Annotated in this window: 19 protein-coding genes; 7 read left to right on the forward strand and 12 right to left on the reverse strand. The window is 44.2% G+C overall.

Annotated elements, in window-relative coordinates:
* Positions 1 to 35: 35 nt before the first annotated feature.
* The gene (locus tag B4C70_RS07885; RefSeq protein WP_029342185.1) at positions 36 to 431 is read left to right on the forward strand and encodes a disulfide bond formation protein B; all 396 of its coding nucleotides are present in this window, start codon (positions 36 to 38) and stop codon (positions 429 to 431) included.
* 49 nt (positions 432 to 480) lie between these two features.
* Here B4C70_RS07885 and B4C70_RS07890 read toward each other — a convergent pair whose 3' ends face one another.
* The 7 genes from B4C70_RS07890 to B4C70_RS07920 all read right to left on the reverse strand — a co-directional run bounded on the left by B4C70_RS07890 (position 481) and on the right by B4C70_RS07920 (position 6,275).
* Positions 481 to 1,752, reverse strand: coding sequence for an FAD-dependent oxidoreductase (locus B4C70_RS07890; protein ID WP_290778235.1), 1,272 nt, complete (start codon positions 1,750 to 1,752; stop codon positions 481 to 483).
* Positions 1,753 to 1,867: 115 nt separating this feature from the next.
* Entirely contained in the window at positions 1,868 to 2,686 is an 819-nt protein-coding gene (gene nadE / locus B4C70_RS07895) for an ammonia-dependent NAD(+) synthetase (protein ID WP_290778238.1), read from the reverse strand.
* Positions 2,687 to 2,719: 33 nt separating this feature from the next.
* Positions 2,720 to 3,163 carry a BsuPI-related putative proteinase inhibitor gene (locus B4C70_RS07900; RefSeq protein WP_050677557.1) on the reverse strand — a complete coding sequence of 148 codons (444 nt, stop codon included), beginning with the start codon at positions 3,161 to 3,163 and terminating at the stop codon, positions 2,720 to 2,722.
* 81 nt (positions 3,164 to 3,244) lie between these two features.
* A complete protein-coding gene (locus tag B4C70_RS07905) occupies positions 3,245 to 3,457 on the reverse strand; it encodes a hypothetical protein (RefSeq protein ID WP_023468866.1) in 213 nt (70 codons plus the stop codon).
* A gap of 360 nt (positions 3,458 to 3,817) precedes the next feature.
* A complete protein-coding gene (locus tag B4C70_RS07910) occupies positions 3,818 to 4,909 on the reverse strand; it encodes a conserved virulence factor C family protein (RefSeq protein WP_050677558.1) in 1,092 nt (363 codons plus the stop codon).
* Between the two features lie 86 nt (positions 4,910 to 4,995).
* Entirely contained in the window at positions 4,996 to 5,709 is a 714-nt protein-coding gene (locus B4C70_RS07915; RefSeq protein ID WP_290778243.1) for an alpha/beta fold hydrolase, read from the reverse strand.
* Between the two features lie 8 nt (positions 5,710 to 5,717).
* Positions 5,718 to 6,275, reverse strand: a complete 558-nt coding sequence (locus B4C70_RS07920; RefSeq protein ID WP_023468869.1) for a GNAT family N-acetyltransferase — start codon at positions 6,273 to 6,275, stop codon at positions 5,718 to 5,720.
* 132 nt (positions 6,276 to 6,407) lie between these two features.
* Between B4C70_RS07920 and B4C70_RS07925 the strand changes: the two genes are divergently transcribed.
* From B4C70_RS07925 to B4C70_RS07940, 4 genes are all read left to right on the forward strand, one after another.
* Positions 6,408 to 7,139, forward strand: coding sequence for a hypothetical protein (locus B4C70_RS07925; RefSeq protein ID WP_290778246.1), 732 nt, complete (start codon positions 6,408 to 6,410; stop codon positions 7,137 to 7,139).
* 247 nt (positions 7,140 to 7,386) lie between these two features.
* On the forward strand, positions 7,387 to 7,680 hold the full coding sequence (locus tag B4C70_RS07930) for a hypothetical protein (protein WP_050677561.1): 294 nt from the start codon (positions 7,387 to 7,389) through the stop codon (positions 7,678 to 7,680).
* Between the two features lie 347 nt (positions 7,681 to 8,027).
* Entirely contained in the window at positions 8,028 to 9,353 is a 1,326-nt protein-coding gene (gene brnQ / locus B4C70_RS07935; protein WP_290778249.1) for a branched-chain amino acid transport system II carrier protein, read from the forward strand.
* Between the two features lie 65 nt (positions 9,354 to 9,418).
* Entirely contained in the window at positions 9,419 to 10,294 is an 876-nt protein-coding gene (locus B4C70_RS07940) for a DegV family protein (RefSeq protein ID WP_290778252.1), read from the forward strand.
* Positions 10,295 to 10,349: 55 nt separating this feature from the next.
* Here the strand turns inward: B4C70_RS07940 and B4C70_RS07945 are convergent, their stop codons facing one another.
* From B4C70_RS07945 to B4C70_RS07955, 3 genes are read right to left on the reverse strand one after another with little or no spacing between them, the layout of a single operon-like run.
* The gene (locus B4C70_RS07945; protein ID WP_290778255.1) at positions 10,350 to 10,847 is read right to left on the reverse strand and encodes a hypothetical protein; all 498 of its coding nucleotides are present in this window, start codon (positions 10,845 to 10,847) and stop codon (positions 10,350 to 10,352) included.
* Positions 10,847 to 11,467, reverse strand: coding sequence for a phosphatase PAP2 family protein (locus B4C70_RS07950; RefSeq protein WP_133207554.1), 621 nt, complete (start codon positions 11,465 to 11,467; stop codon positions 10,847 to 10,849). Before B4C70_RS07950 ends, B4C70_RS07945 begins: the two co-directional genes overlap by 1 nt.
* Positions 11,467 to 12,009 (reverse strand): phosphatidylglycerophosphatase A family protein, encoded by a 543-nt coding sequence (locus B4C70_RS07955; protein WP_034786059.1) that lies wholly within the window; start codon positions 12,007 to 12,009, stop codon positions 11,467 to 11,469. Before B4C70_RS07955 ends, B4C70_RS07950 begins: the two co-directional genes overlap by 1 nt.
* Positions 12,010 to 12,154: 145 nt before the next feature.
* Here B4C70_RS07955 and B4C70_RS07960 point away from each other — a divergent pair, with 145 nt between their 5' ends.
* Entirely contained in the window at positions 12,155 to 12,667 is a 513-nt protein-coding gene (locus B4C70_RS07960; protein ID WP_023468877.1) for a YjcG family protein, read from the forward strand.
* 4 nt (positions 12,668 to 12,671) lie between these two features.
* Here B4C70_RS07960 and B4C70_RS07965 read toward each other — a convergent pair whose 3' ends face one another.
* Both B4C70_RS07965 and fabI read right to left on the reverse strand, forming a co-directional pair.
* On the reverse strand, positions 12,672 to 12,890 hold the full coding sequence (locus B4C70_RS07965; RefSeq protein WP_023468878.1) for a hypothetical protein: 219 nt from the start codon (positions 12,888 to 12,890) through the stop codon (positions 12,672 to 12,674).
* 110 nt (positions 12,891 to 13,000) lie between these two features.
* Positions 13,001 to 13,774 carry an enoyl-ACP reductase FabI gene (gene fabI / locus B4C70_RS07970; RefSeq protein WP_029342212.1) on the reverse strand — a complete coding sequence of 258 codons (774 nt, stop codon included), beginning with the start codon at positions 13,772 to 13,774 and terminating at the stop codon, positions 13,001 to 13,003.
* 144 nt (positions 13,775 to 13,918) lie between these two features.
* On the opposite strand from fabI, the gene B4C70_RS07975 reads away from it, so the two are divergent.
* On the forward strand, positions 13,919 to 15,088 hold the full coding sequence (locus B4C70_RS07975; protein WP_029342211.1) for an FtsW/RodA/SpoVE family cell cycle protein: 1,170 nt from the start codon (positions 13,919 to 13,921) through the stop codon (positions 15,086 to 15,088).
* The last annotated feature ends 44 nt before the right edge of the window (positions 15,089 to 15,132 follow it).

Below are 15,132 nucleotides of genomic sequence, written 5' to 3' on the forward strand. Positions count from 1 at the left end.
GGCATTAGTTTAACACGTTAGAAAGGACGATACATATGACACGCTATCATTTTATGTTCATCATCTCAACGATTGCAACGCTTGGCAGTCTCTATTTCAGTGAAATTCGCGGATTCATTCCCTGCCCTCTCTGTTGGTGGCAACGACTATTCATGTATACGACAGCCTTTTATTTGCTCATCTCGCTATTCCGGTCAAAAACGATCGATCCGCTCTTCGTTCGCCTGTATGTGCTTGCCGGCTTTGGTGTCGCCTTGTACCACGTCATCCTTGAACGCTTACCCGATGGCGAAGCGTTATGTACGAGTGGCTGTCTCATCAAATGGGTCAACTATTTTGGTTTCTTGACGATTCCGATGATGAGTCTCATTGCCTTTACATTACTCTTGGTTCTAGCATTCTATCCAGCACGTTCGAACAATGAAGCGTAAGATACAAAAAAGAGAAGTCGATTCGACTTCTCTTTTTTGTCGTTTGACATCAAGTCCATCGATTGAAGATGCTCACGGCACTTGAGAACGCAAGCTCTGAGAGTTGTCCCGTACCTTCACACCAGTCCCCGACGAAAGCGACACCTGCATGATCCGGAATGTGAGTCGCAAGCGGCGTTTGCCCCATTTTCCATTTGATTTCTTGTACGACTGCTCGTTTGATCGTTCGTTCTGCGACGATACGTTGTCTCCAATCTGTAAAATGAACGTCAAGCATCTGTTCGATTCCTGTTCGGACATGTCCAATATAATCAGGATCCTCAAGTCGATCGTGTTCAAGATAGGCGATTGCTTGAAGGACTTGACCATCCTTCGGTGCAAGACTTGCATCATAATGTGATAAATCCGTGATGAACGCTCGATGCGAACGGTCGTAGATGTATGAATACGGTGTTTGGATATACGGATGAAGTCCAAGATCATACACGAATACTTCTACCGGTTCATGATTTGCATACGGTGTAACAAATCGTTGAATGGCAGTTGGGGTTGCCATTTTTAAGATTTCACGCGGTGGTACGGCAAAGATGATCCGTTCGACGTTCCATTCTTGTTTCTTTCGATCACGTACTAAGAATCCTGTCGTAGTCGATTCGACTGCTGTTATTTTTGTTTTTTTCAGAATCTCTCCGCGGTTCTCTAGAATGATCCGTTCCAACTCCTGTACTAACCCTTGCCATCCTCCTTCGATGTATGAGACAGGCTTGCGCGTCCGAAAAAGTTTTTGATAATACTCGAAATAGACGTCTGACGGAATTTTTTCGGGTTCTGCCGTAAAAAAGTTCGTTGATGCCAAATCAAGCATCAACTGTGCCACTTGTTCATCGACTCGTTCTGATTTTAACCACTGCCCGATCGATTGTTGCGGATCCCCTCGTTCGACTCGTAAAATCGTTTTAATGATTTCCCATGTGAAACGTACTTTGTTCGTTCCTTCGATGACTTCTGTTTTCAATAATCCCCAGGCATTCGCAGGAACTGCCGTCAAATGACCTGAAAACTCATATTTCGCACGACTCGCTGAGAAATCCAGCCACGTCACTTCGATACCGAGCTGTTTCGTTAGTTTGCGAAGAATCGATTGATCGCGTCCATAAATCGCATGAGCACCGTAATTAAACGTAAATCCTTTTACGGTTTGAGAGGTGGCACGTCCTCCAAGTAATCCCGCATCCCAAAGCATGACCGGCGTTCCTTGTTTTGCGAATAATGCAGCTGCCGTCAAGCCGGATAACCCTCCACCTATAATCCCAATCGTCATACTCTCGCCTCCTCAATCATCGTTTCTCTTCTTTTCCCATAACAATTGAAGAAGAATCGAAGAACATGAAAAAAGGCGTGATTTCAATCTTGAAATCACGCCTCCTTATTTTGGATTATGCTTTCCACCATTCATCGAGTGGTGAGACCGGCATATGATGCTTATGCCCAACACGTTTATACTGCGTCTCTAACTTTTCTTGACTTGCTTCTGAAATCGTCTTTCCTTCCAAATAATCATCAATTTCTTCGTATGTCATTCCAAGTGCCACTTCGTCTGGTAATGCCGGACGATTTTCTTCAAGATCTGCTGTCGGAATTTTTTCAATCAAGACTTCTGGTGCGTTCAAGTAACGTAACAGTTGTTTCCCTTGCCGTTTGTTCAGTCCCGTCAATGGCGTCAAATCACATGCACCATCACCATGTTTCGTGTAGAATCCCGTCACGAATTCAGCTGCATGATCCGTTCCAACGACTAAACAGCCATAATGAGCGGCTAAATCATATTGACTTTTCATTCGCTCTCGCGCTTTCGTATTTCCTTTACTAAAGTCGGAAAGTTCTGCACCTGTCGCTTCTTTGAACGCCTGCATCGATGCTTCGACCGCTGGTTTAATGTTCACACGAAGCGAATGATCCGGTTGAATGAACGTCAAGGCTGTCTGTGCGTCTGCTTCATCTTGTTGTTCCCCGTAAGGCAAGCGGACCGCATAAAATGCGACATCTTTCCCCTCTTCTTTTCGCAACTCTTCAACTGCCAGTTGGCACAGACGACCTGCGAGCGAAGAATCTTGTCCCCCTGAGATGCCCAATACGAATCCTTTTGCTCCTGTATGCTTGAGATACGCTTTCAAGAAGGCTACCCGCTCGTTTACTTCTTGTGCTGGGTCAATGGCAGGCTTTACTCCTGTTACTTGGATGATTTCTTTTTGCATGAATCGCTTCACTCCTTCACATTGTGTTGATCGTCATTTTGAATCAATCATTTGTTGATCCGTCGTTTGTTTTGCACTTGCTCCCTTGAATTGACGGATTGTCGATACGCGAACTTCCGTGCTATCACCTAAAGAGGAGATCGGTAATTCAACCGTATACTGTTTCGTTTCACGTTTCGTGAACGTATCCTTTTCAATCGCTTGCGTGAATACTTGCTCTTTCTCAAAATCATACGTTACGTGTTGTTTCGCATCAATCAATTGAGCCTGAAAACGTTGTGAGGAAGGATACGTCACGTTCACACTGTGATCATTTGGATTCGTTAAAGAAATGTCTAATTGCATCATGTCGTCCTGCTTTGTCGTTTTGACTGCGATTTGAATCGGTTCGTTCGTGGTTGTTGCCTGTTGTTTCTTTTCTTGGCAACCTGCTAAACAAACAGTAAGCAGTAGCAGAATGAAAACGAGACGTTTCATCTCATCCCTCCTTTTATCTTTATTAATTTTATCACAAAAAAAAAGCGAGAGAGGATTCTCCTCTCTCGCACGTTTATCCGCTTATGCCACAGGTAAAGTCGATGGATTCATCTTGAATGAAAACAATTGCTCTAATCCTGTCGCAAACAGTTCGTCACAAATATCTTCTGCCGCGTTTGCTGGTGCGACTAATGTGATCGTACGACTGTCGATTGTTTCGATCGTTACATATACCCCTGTTTTTGTCCGTTCCTTGTATCCTACTGCTAAATCTGTTTCAGCGAAAAGTAACATATCCCCGATTCTCCCCTTTTCTCATTCATAATGCCCAGCCAAGAGATGACCTACATGATTCGAATTCGTTATTGTAGATTAACTGTACCAAAGGGCAGGAAAAAGAAGAAAATTGTCATTCGACATTTCATTTCAAAACAATATTTCAATTTCATCAGGGATATTTTGGAATGCTTGATTTAGTTGTTAGATGCAAGCGTTTTAATAAGCATTTCCAACACATTTCATTTCGATTTCAAAAAGATGACAACATAATTTTGATTATTTTACCAGCGTTTTTAGACAACAGGGAAAATATACCTAGACAATTGGTGACTCATTTTGTCGAATGATTCTCTTAAGCAATTATTTTTTAAGTTCTTATGAACTTTCATCTATCATTCGATTCATTTGCTGCCAAACCGTTCCTAGTGCTTCTTCCCCACTCTCGATCCGCGTTAATGCGAGTTCGGCTTGTAGAGCCACTTCATATTCCCGGTCTCGGATTGCTTCACGCAGTCTTGGAATCGACTGTTCCGTTCCGACATCAAACAGGAAGCGAGCAGCTCGCCAGCGTACTAATTTATTTTTATCCGCTAACGCTTCCATCATCATTGGTTCAGCTTCTGGCATCGCCCAATCTGAAATCGTATCGCCTGCTGTCCGGCGAACGATCCCTGACGGATCATGCAGTGCACTCGTCAAATACTCTAACAGTTCTTCTCGGTGATCTTCGAACATCCCAAGCTTTACAATCGCTTGACGCCGAATTTGCATCTTCTCATCCTGTAACAGGCGAGCATAAGCTGGAACCCACTCCATCTCAACAGGTAGTTCATCGAGCGCCGCGAATCGTTCTTTCCAATCGGATGATTGAATCGCTTGACCGCTAAACGTAATATCTTCTCCTGCTGCGAGCGACTTGAGACGTTCGATACGTTCGACTGGATATGCAATCTCAATCTCATTCGCTACTTCACGCAAACTTTCGTCAAGGTCTCCGTATCGAGGTGCTTGTTCCACCCAGCGTCGATCGCTAATGACATTCTGAACGAATGGTTGGACGAATAGCGCTGCTTCTCGGAAACGTTCCGACAGCCCTTCTCGTTTTTCTTCTAATCCTTTCACACCTTTGATTTGCATTGGTACGCCTAAAATGAACTGCACGAATAGATGGACAGGCTCATACTCAGCATCTGTCTCGTGTTGTTCAACGTCATTTAACGTTTCACCGAACGCACGTCGTATATCGATGACAAGCGAGCGCCAATCATATTTTGGATAACGCTCGATCGATAAAAAGTCACTGACCTGATAAACGAACTTAACGCCAGGTATTTCAAGTAATCGCTGAATGTGTTCCGGTGCGCCAAAGGCATGCTCAAATGTCTGCCCCTTTTCCGAAAAGACCTCATCAACGATGACTTTCATGTTATTTGGACTTGGTGTTGGTTCAATCGCTACGATTTTCATGTGTATCCCCTCCACTTCTATCATTTCAGATATCTAATCTGAAATGCAAAGCAAATGCCCTACAGACGTGACCGTAGGGCAAAAACTTACTTGAATGCTTCTTCGATGATTGCAACGAAAGCATCCGGTGTCTCAAGCATCCCCATGTGTCCACTGTCTGTTGACCGATGTATGAGATGATCATTCTTTGGTGCAAATGCACTTTCCTCTGAAATCAGTTGATCTTTCGTGCCATGAATGATGAGACCCTTCACGCTTGCTCTCGTCAAGACCTTCGTCATATCTCGCCGATCTCGCATCGCAGAGAGCGCACGAATGGCTCCTTCGACCGTCATCATGTATCCGATCTCAAGTGCTTCAGCGACAGCGAACTCATCTGCCCCTTCAGCGAATAAGGATGGAACAAGACCATTGACGAATTCTCTGACACCGACTTCTTCAACGCGTGTGATGTTTTGATTTCGTTTTTGTTTCGCTTGTTCATCATCTGCTTTAGCTGTCGAATACACAAGACCGTATCCACTAATTTGATCCGCGTACCCTTCAACAATTGCAGCTGTGATGTATCCACCAAAGGAATGTCCGATGATGATCGGCTTGTCGATACCACGTCGATCAAGTTCATGCATGACCCATTCTGCAAAGCCTTCAATCGTATCCGGACCAACATCGAGTCCCTCATGCCCCGGTAAACTTAGTGGTAATACATCAAAGGAATGTCGTAAATTTGCCTCTACCCGATTAAAATAATCTGTTCCTCCTGTAAATCCATGCAGGAGTACGAGTGTTTGTTTTTCCATTGACTACCTCATCCCTTCCATTCAGATGCGAGCATACGGTACATCGTCAAATCCATGAAACGACCATGACTGTATGCATAATCTTCTAGTAATCCTTCTGCTTTGAATCCTAATTTTTGAACCAATGCGTTAGAAGCGAGGTTTTCAGGTGCGACGAGGGCGCTGATTCGATGGAGAGCAAATTCTTCAAAGCCATATGTCAGAACAGCTCTTGCCGCTTCCGAAGCGACACCACGTTGCCAATAATCTTGACTAACTTCAAAACCAATTTCAGCCCGATGGTATTGAGACAGCCAGTTATGAAAACCGATCGTCCCGATCAATTGATTCGTTTGTGCATCAGCAATTGCCCAGCGAATCGCTTTACCTTGCGTGAACTGTTCTTTAAAGTAACTGATGACATTTTTAGCTTCATAGACCGTCACGAGTGGATCTGATCCGTAATAGTACATGACTTTATCGTCCGATAGGATTTTAAACAATTCGCGTGCGTCACGGTTTTCGAGCTCACGTAATATGAAGCGCTCGGTCCGCAATTCCGGGAAAGGCTTTCGCAAGCCCCACATGCTCCATCACCTCTCTTTATGCTTCTCTATGTAGTATGCCCGTTTTCAGAAGTAAATATCCTTTCAGGCAATTCGAAGTTTTGCTACTATTAAATTATGAAGTAGTTAGTCATGGAAAGGAAGCGAAGTGGTATGTCGAGTGCGTTACTTTACTTATATGAGGACGAGGAAAATCAACGATTAACGATGTCAGGAGTACATTTCTCTGATTTCGCTGCAGCCGTCGATTTGAAACGTCCTTTACTCATTTCAGGAAGTGATTTCAAACAGACGAAACAATCGTTTCGAACGATGCTTCATTACATCGAAGCGCATGAGATCGAACAGTTTTCACAATCAACGGATGTCCAGCGTCATCCTTTGACTGCTATTGATATTCGATCTTCCCATTCGCTCGATGTATTGACGGATGTCGAAATCGCGGAATTATTATTTTTAATGCATATGAAACGAGGGACACCGCTTCCTTTCCTTGACTCGATCGAGAATGAACTGGTCTATTTTAGCGAACACGATGGGCTTCATGCTTCTGTTTACTTGAAGGATTGGTCACGGGTAGAACAACTCATCTCTGACCTCGTGCAACGGAAATTTCGTCAGCATGCACGATCTGTCGCCTCGATCGCCTTAACAGCTGAAATCATGATTCATATTCGCCACCTCCTCAAAGAAGGGGTAGTGATTGATTTCGAAAGTGCAAAACGGTCTGTTTTCTCAAGAAACATCACGATTCCCGTATATGTAGCAGGACGCTACGAAGATATGAGCGTATTACATGAAGATTTTGAAGCGGAGAAAGAATCGATCCTTCGACGAGGAACGCTTGTTTGTCGCAAAAAAAAATGGAGTTTTGAGTTAGAATGACCTTTAGCATCTTTTTCTTTTAGAGAAGGATGCTTTTGTTCTATTTGAATTTCACATGATGATTCCCTCTTAACAGGTGTTCCTATCCATATGACAATATTGTTAAAAAATTTTTCGAATTTTCACACAAAATAAGACTAGCATCTGGTGAAGACTTCGCTATAATGAGGATAACCTTTTCAAGATAGAAGTTAGACCCGGTTTTTTATAGGGACAGTACTGGAATCAACAGAAGGAGGAATTCAATATGGATCAGTTAAAAGTGAACGGAATTGGCTCATTCACGAAATTTGCGACAAATGGGAACATCCTGAAATTAAAGGATGCGACACTCGGTGAAGTGAAATTGTCGCTGAATGAGGCGAGTTCAATGACCATCGCCCCTGTCGATGAAGAAAATGGACTTTTCATCATTAAAGGGCAACAGCAGGAATCGCTTGTTGAACTGACGTTACCACGTCAATCCTGTGAGGTCGTTCACGCTTGGCTCCTCCATAAATTGAAACGCCACAAAAAAACGCGCTCGATTGCAACGAGCTGATGTGTAACGTAAAACGTCTTGAGTAGAGACCCTTATCTCTCCTCAAGACGTTATTTGTTTTCAAAAATTCGGCGGTGAATTTTCAGAAAATATTGTTTTATTAATTTCTTCATGTTATCCTTAGAAAAATTCAAACAGGAGGTTTTAAACATGACACACGCAACGCTCATCCAAGAACGACTGATTGTGATTAAGAGTAGGGACTGAAGATTCATTTCTCGTTTGAGAAAATGAAGATCCAGGCCCTTTTCGTCATTTCGACAAGGCGTCTGAGCAAACGACGCCTATCCACAAATTTAGTGGATGAGGCTTTTTTTTATGAAATTAGGATGAATGGAGGACAACACATGTTTAAGACAAAAGATACATTTGCTCTAGGATTTATGATTTTTGCTTTATTTTTCGGTGCGGGTAACCTGATCTTCCCACCGGAACTCGGTGCGCTTGCGGGTTCACAGTTCCTTCCTGCCATCCTTGGTTTTATCGTAACGGGTGTCGGTCTTCCTTTGCTCGGCTTACTTGCAGTTGCCTCTATCGGAGGTGGCATCAAAACACTTGCTGCACCACTCCCTCGTTTTGTAGGTGCTGCCTTGACGTTTGCGCTCTATGTTGCGATCGGTCCCTTTTTCGGGATTCCGCGAACATCGGTTGTCACATATGAGCTCGGAGTCGTACCATTCCTTGGTGCTCCCTCACAAATGACGTTGATCATCTCATCGAGTCTCTTTTTCCTTGCCACACTTTATCTTGTACTACGACCAGGAAGATTACTTGAGATCATCGGGCGTTTCATCACACCATTATTACTGATTGCTCTTGCAGCATTAAGCATCAGTAGCATCATTTCGCCACTTTCGAGTGTCTCTTCACCAAACGAAGCGTATGAGACGACTGGACAGGCATTCATTCAAGGTTTCCTTCAAGGATACTTAACACTTGATGCACTCGGTGCCTTGGTATTTGGTGTCGTCGTACTGCATACATTGAAAAGCCGAGGCGTTCATGAACGAAAAGCACTATTTAAAGTCGTCACTCGTGCCGGAATCATCGCTGCCACTGCTTTGACTCTCGTCTATGTCGGACTTGGAATGATCGGACGTAACACATTTGCCGCCATCGGAAAAGTTGATGGTCCAGCACTTCTTCAGCATTATGCAAATACTGCCTTCGGCTCAATCGGTTTAGCTGTACTTGGTCTTGCGATCTTGCTTGCATGTTTGACGACATCAGTTGGTCTCGTCACCGCATTTGCAGAATATATGATGACGATTTCCAACCGTGTATCTTTAAAAGCGGCAAGTATCTTCACGACTGCTCTTGGTCTTACGGTATCCATCGTCGGATTGCAGACATTGTTATCTATCGCTGTTCCGGTATTGATGTTCCTTTATCCAATCGTCATCGTCTTGATCGCTTTGACATTCATGCGTCATCTGTTCCGTCGTAAGTCGGTTGTTTATCAATCAACTCTTGGTGTAACGATTTTCTTCTCATTCTGTAGTGCGTTAAATCAACTTTCGCTTTTCCCGGGAAATCTTAAAACGTTCTATCAATCCTTGCCTTTAGTGGATCAAAGTTTAGAATGGTTATTCCCAACACTCATCGCCTTCGGTATCAGTTCATGGTTTGGACACGTTTCCAGTGCTTCTATCACACAAAAACGCGCTAGCTAGTGATTCCACTTTCATCGCTATGGTATGATGAACAAAATGGTTCTATTAATGGAGGCGTCATATACATGGATAAGATTGCTTGGATTACCGACAGCATGGCTTTTTTTGAGCCAGGAGAGGCTGAAAAAATCGGAGTCCATGTGATACCGACTTTACTCATCTTAAACGGAGAGTCTTACCGGGAGTATGTCGATATCTCGATTGAACAGCTTGATCAAAAAATGCGAGAAGATTCCCACGCTTCACCGACGACTTCTCAACCATCGTTCGGTGATTTCGTAACCTTGTATGAACAATTGCTTGAAGATGGTTATGATTATGGGTATGCGATTCATATCACGAGTGGACTGAGCGGCACATATTCGAGTTCTGTCGCTGCAGCTGAAGCCGTCGGTTTCCCCTTATACGCGATTGATTCGTATACAGGTGCTGCGAATCAGCAAGAACTTGTCCGGATCGCACAACGACTCGTTGCTGCTGGTAAAGGTCCAGATGAAGTCATGTCTACGCTTGAGACATTCAAACACAAATCGCATTTTTATCTGATCATCGGAAATATGGAGACGATGCGACGGAGCGGACGTGTCTCAGGAAGTCAATTTTTACTAGCAAACATGCTCAATATTAAACCAATCGCTCAATTTAATGAGGAAGGACGACTTGTCCCATTTAAAAAAGTCCGTTCCATCAAAAAAGCTTTTAAAGAAATGGTCAGTGAAATTTCATCAAAAGTCAGTGCTCATGGTGTATATGATCGGACGCTTTATGTCAGTCATACGCTCGCTCATGCCGCTGCTGAAGAATTATGGCGCTTGATTTCTACAGAACATCCGGAGCTTCAAGTACGCATTACCCAATTTGGTCCTTCCATCTTGGCGCATGCTGGCGCTGAGACGGTCGGTGTGTACTGGTTCGATGAGATTCCTTTACCAACAACTTGATATCTTGCACGAAACGATGAAAACCGAACGGTCTGCTTGAGACCGTCCGGTTTTTTCATGTCGTTTCATACTTACGAAATAGTTCTTCTAATAATACGGCTTCGTCCGTCGTCCGTTGAATCGGTTCATGCGGAAGCGTGATTACACTGGATAACGTCTCAGAAGGATATACATCAATCGAAACTTGTTCCATTTCGATGAGATACTCAAGGATGGAATCAAGTGATGTCTCCTTATTGAATTGACGAAGCCAATTTTCATATCGACGATCAACTTTTCCTTCTTTAAGCAAAATCTTTCCATCGTCAATGATTGCCCACTTAGGTGGCGCATCGATTTGAAAGAGTTCCAACTGCTGGTACTCTTCCATCGTTCGTTTCGTCACCGGAACAACACCGTTAATCGATACTAACCGTTTTAATCTGAGATGCGCTCGCATCGTCATGAAACGAGGTCGCCCAGCGACTCGCTCGACAAGCAACGTCGGCTTGTCGATGGAGCGCATCGTCTCTTCATCAAATAATAAACTATGATCAACATCTAACAGTAACATCAAGCCACTCCTTTTTTTCTACGGGAGACGATGAATGCATAGGAGCTACATAAAAGAATCGCAGCAAAACAATATCCACCGATTACATCTGAGAAATAGTGAACGTTTAAAATGATTCGAGAAGCTCCCATGGCGAGAAATAAACCAATCGTCACGATCGATACAAGTACCTTCCCACCTGTTTTAAGATGACGAAACGCAACGACGAGAAATCCAGCATATACGGCAAAAGCCATCGCTGAGTGACCACTCGGAAAACTGTATCCTACGCCACCAACCAATTCATTTAACGAGGGGCGCTCTCGGACGAAAGCGAATTTAACGACTTGATTCAATACACCTACTGATATTGCCATGATCACATACCAGATGCTTGCGATACGATCTCGCCACAATACATAACTCAGTATACCAAGTAACACCGTCATCGTCATCGCCCCTGGACCTGATCCGAGTTGAGTAAACCAAGAAACGTAATCCCCTGGGACGTGTTGCGACATGTATGACGATAATTGGGCATCAAATAAAAAATAGCCTGTCATCCGAATGGAGACAGCGATGATCACGAACAAGACGACAGCAATGGATGCACCTATCCACGCCGCTCTCGCACCCCGCATCAGTATGTCCCCTTACGTTCTTCTAATTCTTCTGCGGAATAGTCTTCCTTATCTCGCAAGCGATGCGCTAGTCGTCCGGATGCGTTTGCTGCGATGGCCGCGACGATATCATCCATGAACGTGTTGACTTTTCCGTCCCCAAGCTTCGTATCGAGTTCTTTGATAATACCGACCTTTGCTTTATCCAAATAGCCGAACGTCGTAACCGCAATCGAACCATACGTGTTGACGGCACCAATCGCAATCGTCTCATCTACGCCAAATAGCCCTTCATCGCTTTGGATGATGGACAGGAGGGGTTCTGATAATAACCCTTTTTCCGCCAAGATATCTAGTTCTGCTCCGACGAGAATCGCATGTTGTAATTCACGTTTTTCAAGAACACGTTCCACTGAACTGACACATGTTTCAATTGTCAGATCCACTGTGTATGGGGCCTGCATTTGGTACACGATCTCAGCGATTGCATGAATCGTCACCCCTCGTTCGTGTAACTTATCGATAGCTGCCTGTTTGACCTCTTTTGAATGTGTTTTCTTCATGACTATATCCACCTCTCCAACAAAGTACTTCATTAGTATACACGGATTCTGAAGCTCCTCTCAAACTTCTTTGACATCGACGCCAGAATCCGTCATGATTATTTTGTAAAGCGTTATCATTTCAGGGGAAAGTAGGGGATTTTCGATGAACATCGGGGTTGTATTGTTTCCATCGAAACGCGTTCAAGATTTTGCAAATTCATACCGAAAGAGATATGACTCGAAGTATGCACTGATCACACCTCATATCACGCTACGGGAGCGGATGGAAGTCGATGAGACAGAATTAGACCACATCGTGACGGAGTTGAATCGAATCGCGTCCGAAACGAAGCCTGTCAATTTGCACATCCAAGGAGCTCGTTCGTTCCATCCGACGAACAATGTCTTGTTCCTTAAAGTAATGCCTACGGATGAGTTAGAACAATTACATCGCGCTTTGCATACGGGACCACTCGAACATAAGCCGAAATACGATTTCTTGCCACACATCACAATCGGTCAAGAACTGTCGGATGTCGAACTGTTCGATGTACTAGAACGTCTCAAGATGGAAGATATCCGTTTCCAAGAGGACGTCACGAAAATGGCTTTATTGTATGAACTGGAGAACGGTGCTTGGAGTGTCTATGAGACATTCCGCTTCACAGGTCAATGAATGATTAAACTTCCCGGTCGAAGCTTCGACCGGGAAGTTTTAGTTCTGGTAATACACCGTATGCATTTGCCTGTTCTTCTAAAAAGTCGTCCGCTTCGTGTTCGCGGTAAGGGTCAGTTGGGCGTATCGGTTGAACTCGAGCGACTGGTTCAGTCTTTAGCTGTGGATCGACACGTACTTGACGATTGACATATTGTACGACTGTAAAATCGATTGCGTTCATCCTCTGCACTTCCTCTCTCCTTCAACATGTTCATATTTGACACTTCCCCGATCCAGCACAAAAAAAACCAAGCCCCCTTCTCAGGAAAGCTTGGTTCAATCTGTTATCTATTAAAGAATGTGGAATCCACTATCGACGTGAAGGATTTCTCCTGTCACCCCACTCGACATTTGTGAAAGCAAGAACAGTCCACTTTGACCAATTTGTTCTGTCGTCACGTTACGATGAAGTGGCGCACGTTCTTCGATGCTATCAAGAATCGAATTGAAATCGCCGACACCTTTTGCGGATACTGTCCGAATTGGACCAGCTGAGATCGCATTGACACGAACGCCTTGCTGACCGTATTCAGCAGCGAGATAACGAACGCTTGCATCTAATGCGGCTTTCGCAACACCCATGACGTTGTAGTTCGGAACCATCTTCTCACCACCGAGGTACGTCAACGTGATGACGGATGCATCTTCCGTAAAGAAATCTTTCGCCGCTTTGACGACTGCTGTTAAGCTGTAGGCAGAGATATCAAGTGCTTGCGCGAACTGTTCACGCGTTACACCTGAAAACTCACCACGAAGCGCTTCTTTATCCGCGAATGCGATCGAGTGAGCGATTCCTGAAATTTTACCGTGATCTGCATGGATTGTTTGGAAGACCTGTTCGATCTCTTCATCACTCGTGACATCACACGTATAATAAGAAGCCGGTCGTGATAATTCTTGTCCTAATTTTTCAAGTGGTGCCTTGAAACGTTCTCCGACATATGTAAATGCCAGGCTTGCTCCAGCAGCGTCGAGCGCACGTGCGATGCCCCATGCAATCGAACGTTGGTTGATGACGCCCATGACGACGTACGTCTTGCCTTCGAGTGAAGGATAAATATTCATGATAAAGTCCCCCTTGAATTAGTACCTGGTAATAAAACCTATCTTCAGGTTACAAAAACGTAACGCTTCTGTCAACCATCGCTCTTGATATTGCGGATTTGATAAATTACGGTAATATAGAAAGTGATAGAAAGTAGGGATGAAATGAATCGATTCAAATCATTTACACAACGTTATGATCATACGTTGCTTTTTTTACTCGCCTGTCTGATGGTCATCAGTATCATCGCCATCTATACAGCACAACCTTCGCTTAAAGGTGCGATCAGTGCCATCAACTTCTCTGCCAAACAAATTCAATGGTATGTCATCGGCTTCATGGCGTTATCCGTCGTCATTTTCATCGATTATGAACAGTTGAAGCGATTCCACTGGTTTTTATATGGAGCAGGTATCGTATCGTTAATCGGTCTTGTCATTTTCCGTGGTACACCAATCGTCACTGAAATCAAAGGGGCATACGGTTGGTATCAATTCCCGGTTATCGGTACGGTTCAGCCGGCTGAGTTCATGAAGTTCTTTTTGATCGTGACGCTCGCTGCCGTCATTACCGAGCACAATGCGCGTTATGTTCAACATGAAAGAGATCTCTTGTTACTTATCAAGTTAGTCGCGGTTACAGCCTTGCCGCTCGGTCTTATCATCATTCAGCCCGATTTAGGGATCGGTTTGATTCTATGCGTCATCTTAGCATGTGCGATGTTGTTATCCGGACTAAACTGGAAATGGCTTTTGACGATGTTCGGTCTGTTCGCAGGAGCCGTCATCATCTTCTTTTACCTGTTCTTTTTCCAAAATGATTTACTCGCAACCTTTTTCCCAGGTCACGCGATGAACCGGATCATGGCTTGGTTGCAACCGTTCGAATATGCGGATGATCTGTCGTACCAGCTCGTCCAAGCAATCAACGCTACAGGTTCAGGGCAAATGTTCGGCGTTGGATACGGGAAACTGCAAGTGTTCGTTCCGGAATTGCATACAGACTTCATCTTTACGACGATTGCCTCTCACTACGGTTTCATCGGGGCTGCCATCGTCTTGATCGTATTGTTCCTGTTCGTCTATCGGTTGATTCAGATTGCTCTCGAGACAGCGGATCCATTTGGTACCTATATCGTGACAGGATACGTCGCGATGTTTACGTTCCAAATTTTCCAAAACATCGGGATGACGATTGGTGTCTTACCGATCACAGGCCTTCCCCTACCGTTCATCAGTTATGGTGGATCAACGATGATCGTAAACCTCGTCGGTCTAGGATTGATCATGGCAATCGCCTCTCAATCTCGGATTTCCATGTTCGATGAAGACTAAACACAAATAAAAGGCAGTGGACCAAGTCCATTGCCTTTTATTTG

The sequence above is a fragment of the Exiguobacterium sp. UBA5002 genome, from assembly GCF_002396765.1.
Classification (GTDB): domain Bacteria; phylum Bacillota; class Bacilli; order Exiguobacteriales; family Exiguobacteriaceae; genus Exiguobacterium_A.

Coding starts and splice junctions, on each gene's coding strand:
- B4C70_RS07925 (WP_290778246.1), top strand. CDS start 6,408: ATGTCGAGTGCGTTACTTTACTTATATGAGGACGAGGAAAATCAACGA.
- B4C70_RS07975 (WP_029342211.1), top strand. CDS start 13,919: ATGAATCGATTCAAATCATTTACACAACGTTATGATCATACGTTGCTT.
- B4C70_RS07885 (WP_029342185.1), top strand. CDS start 36: ATGACACGCTATCATTTTATGTTCATCATCTCAACGATTGCAACGCTT.
- B4C70_RS07955 (WP_034786059.1), bottom strand. CDS start 12,009: ATGAAGAAAACACATTCAAAAGAGGTCAAACAGGCAGCTATCGATAAG.
- brnQ (WP_290778249.1), top strand. CDS start 8,028: ATGTTTAAGACAAAAGATACATTTGCTCTAGGATTTATGATTTTTGCT.
- B4C70_RS07945 (WP_290778255.1), bottom strand. CDS start 10,847: ATGTTACTGTTAGATGTTGATCATAGTTTATTATTTGATGAAGAGACG.
- B4C70_RS07915 (WP_290778243.1), bottom strand. CDS start 5,709: ATGGAAAAACAAACACTCGTACTCCTGCATGGATTTACAGGAGGAACA.
- B4C70_RS07910 (WP_050677558.1), bottom strand. CDS start 4,909: ATGAAAATCGTAGCGATTGAACCAACACCAAGTCCAAATAACATGAAA.
- fabI (WP_029342212.1), bottom strand. CDS start 13,774: ATGAATATTTATCCTTCACTCGAAGGCAAGACGTACGTCGTCATGGGC.
- B4C70_RS07890 (WP_290778235.1), bottom strand. CDS start 1,752: ATGACGATTGGGATTATAGGTGGAGGGTTATCCGGCTTGACGGCAGCT.
- nadE (WP_290778238.1), bottom strand. CDS start 2,686: ATGCAAAAAGAAATCATCCAAGTAACAGGAGTAAAGCCTGCCATTGAC.
- B4C70_RS07930 (WP_050677561.1), top strand. CDS start 7,387: ATGGATCAGTTAAAAGTGAACGGAATTGGCTCATTCACGAAATTTGCG.
- B4C70_RS07920 (WP_023468869.1), bottom strand. CDS start 6,275: ATGTGGGGCTTGCGAAAGCCTTTCCCGGAATTGCGGACCGAGCGCTTC.
- B4C70_RS07905 (WP_023468866.1), bottom strand. CDS start 3,457: ATGTTACTTTTCGCTGAAACAGATTTAGCAGTAGGATACAAGGAACGG.
- B4C70_RS07965 (WP_023468878.1), bottom strand. CDS start 12,890: ATGAACGCAATCGATTTTACAGTCGTACAATATGTCAATCGTCAAGTA.
- B4C70_RS07950 (WP_133207554.1), bottom strand. CDS start 11,467: ATGCGGGGTGCGAGAGCGGCGTGGATAGGTGCATCCATTGCTGTCGTC.
- B4C70_RS07940 (WP_290778252.1), top strand. CDS start 9,419: ATGGATAAGATTGCTTGGATTACCGACAGCATGGCTTTTTTTGAGCCA.
- B4C70_RS07900 (WP_050677557.1), bottom strand. CDS start 3,163: ATGAAACGTCTCGTTTTCATTCTGCTACTGCTTACTGTTTGTTTAGCA.
- B4C70_RS07960 (WP_023468877.1), top strand. CDS start 12,155: ATGAACATCGGGGTTGTATTGTTTCCATCGAAACGCGTTCAAGATTTT.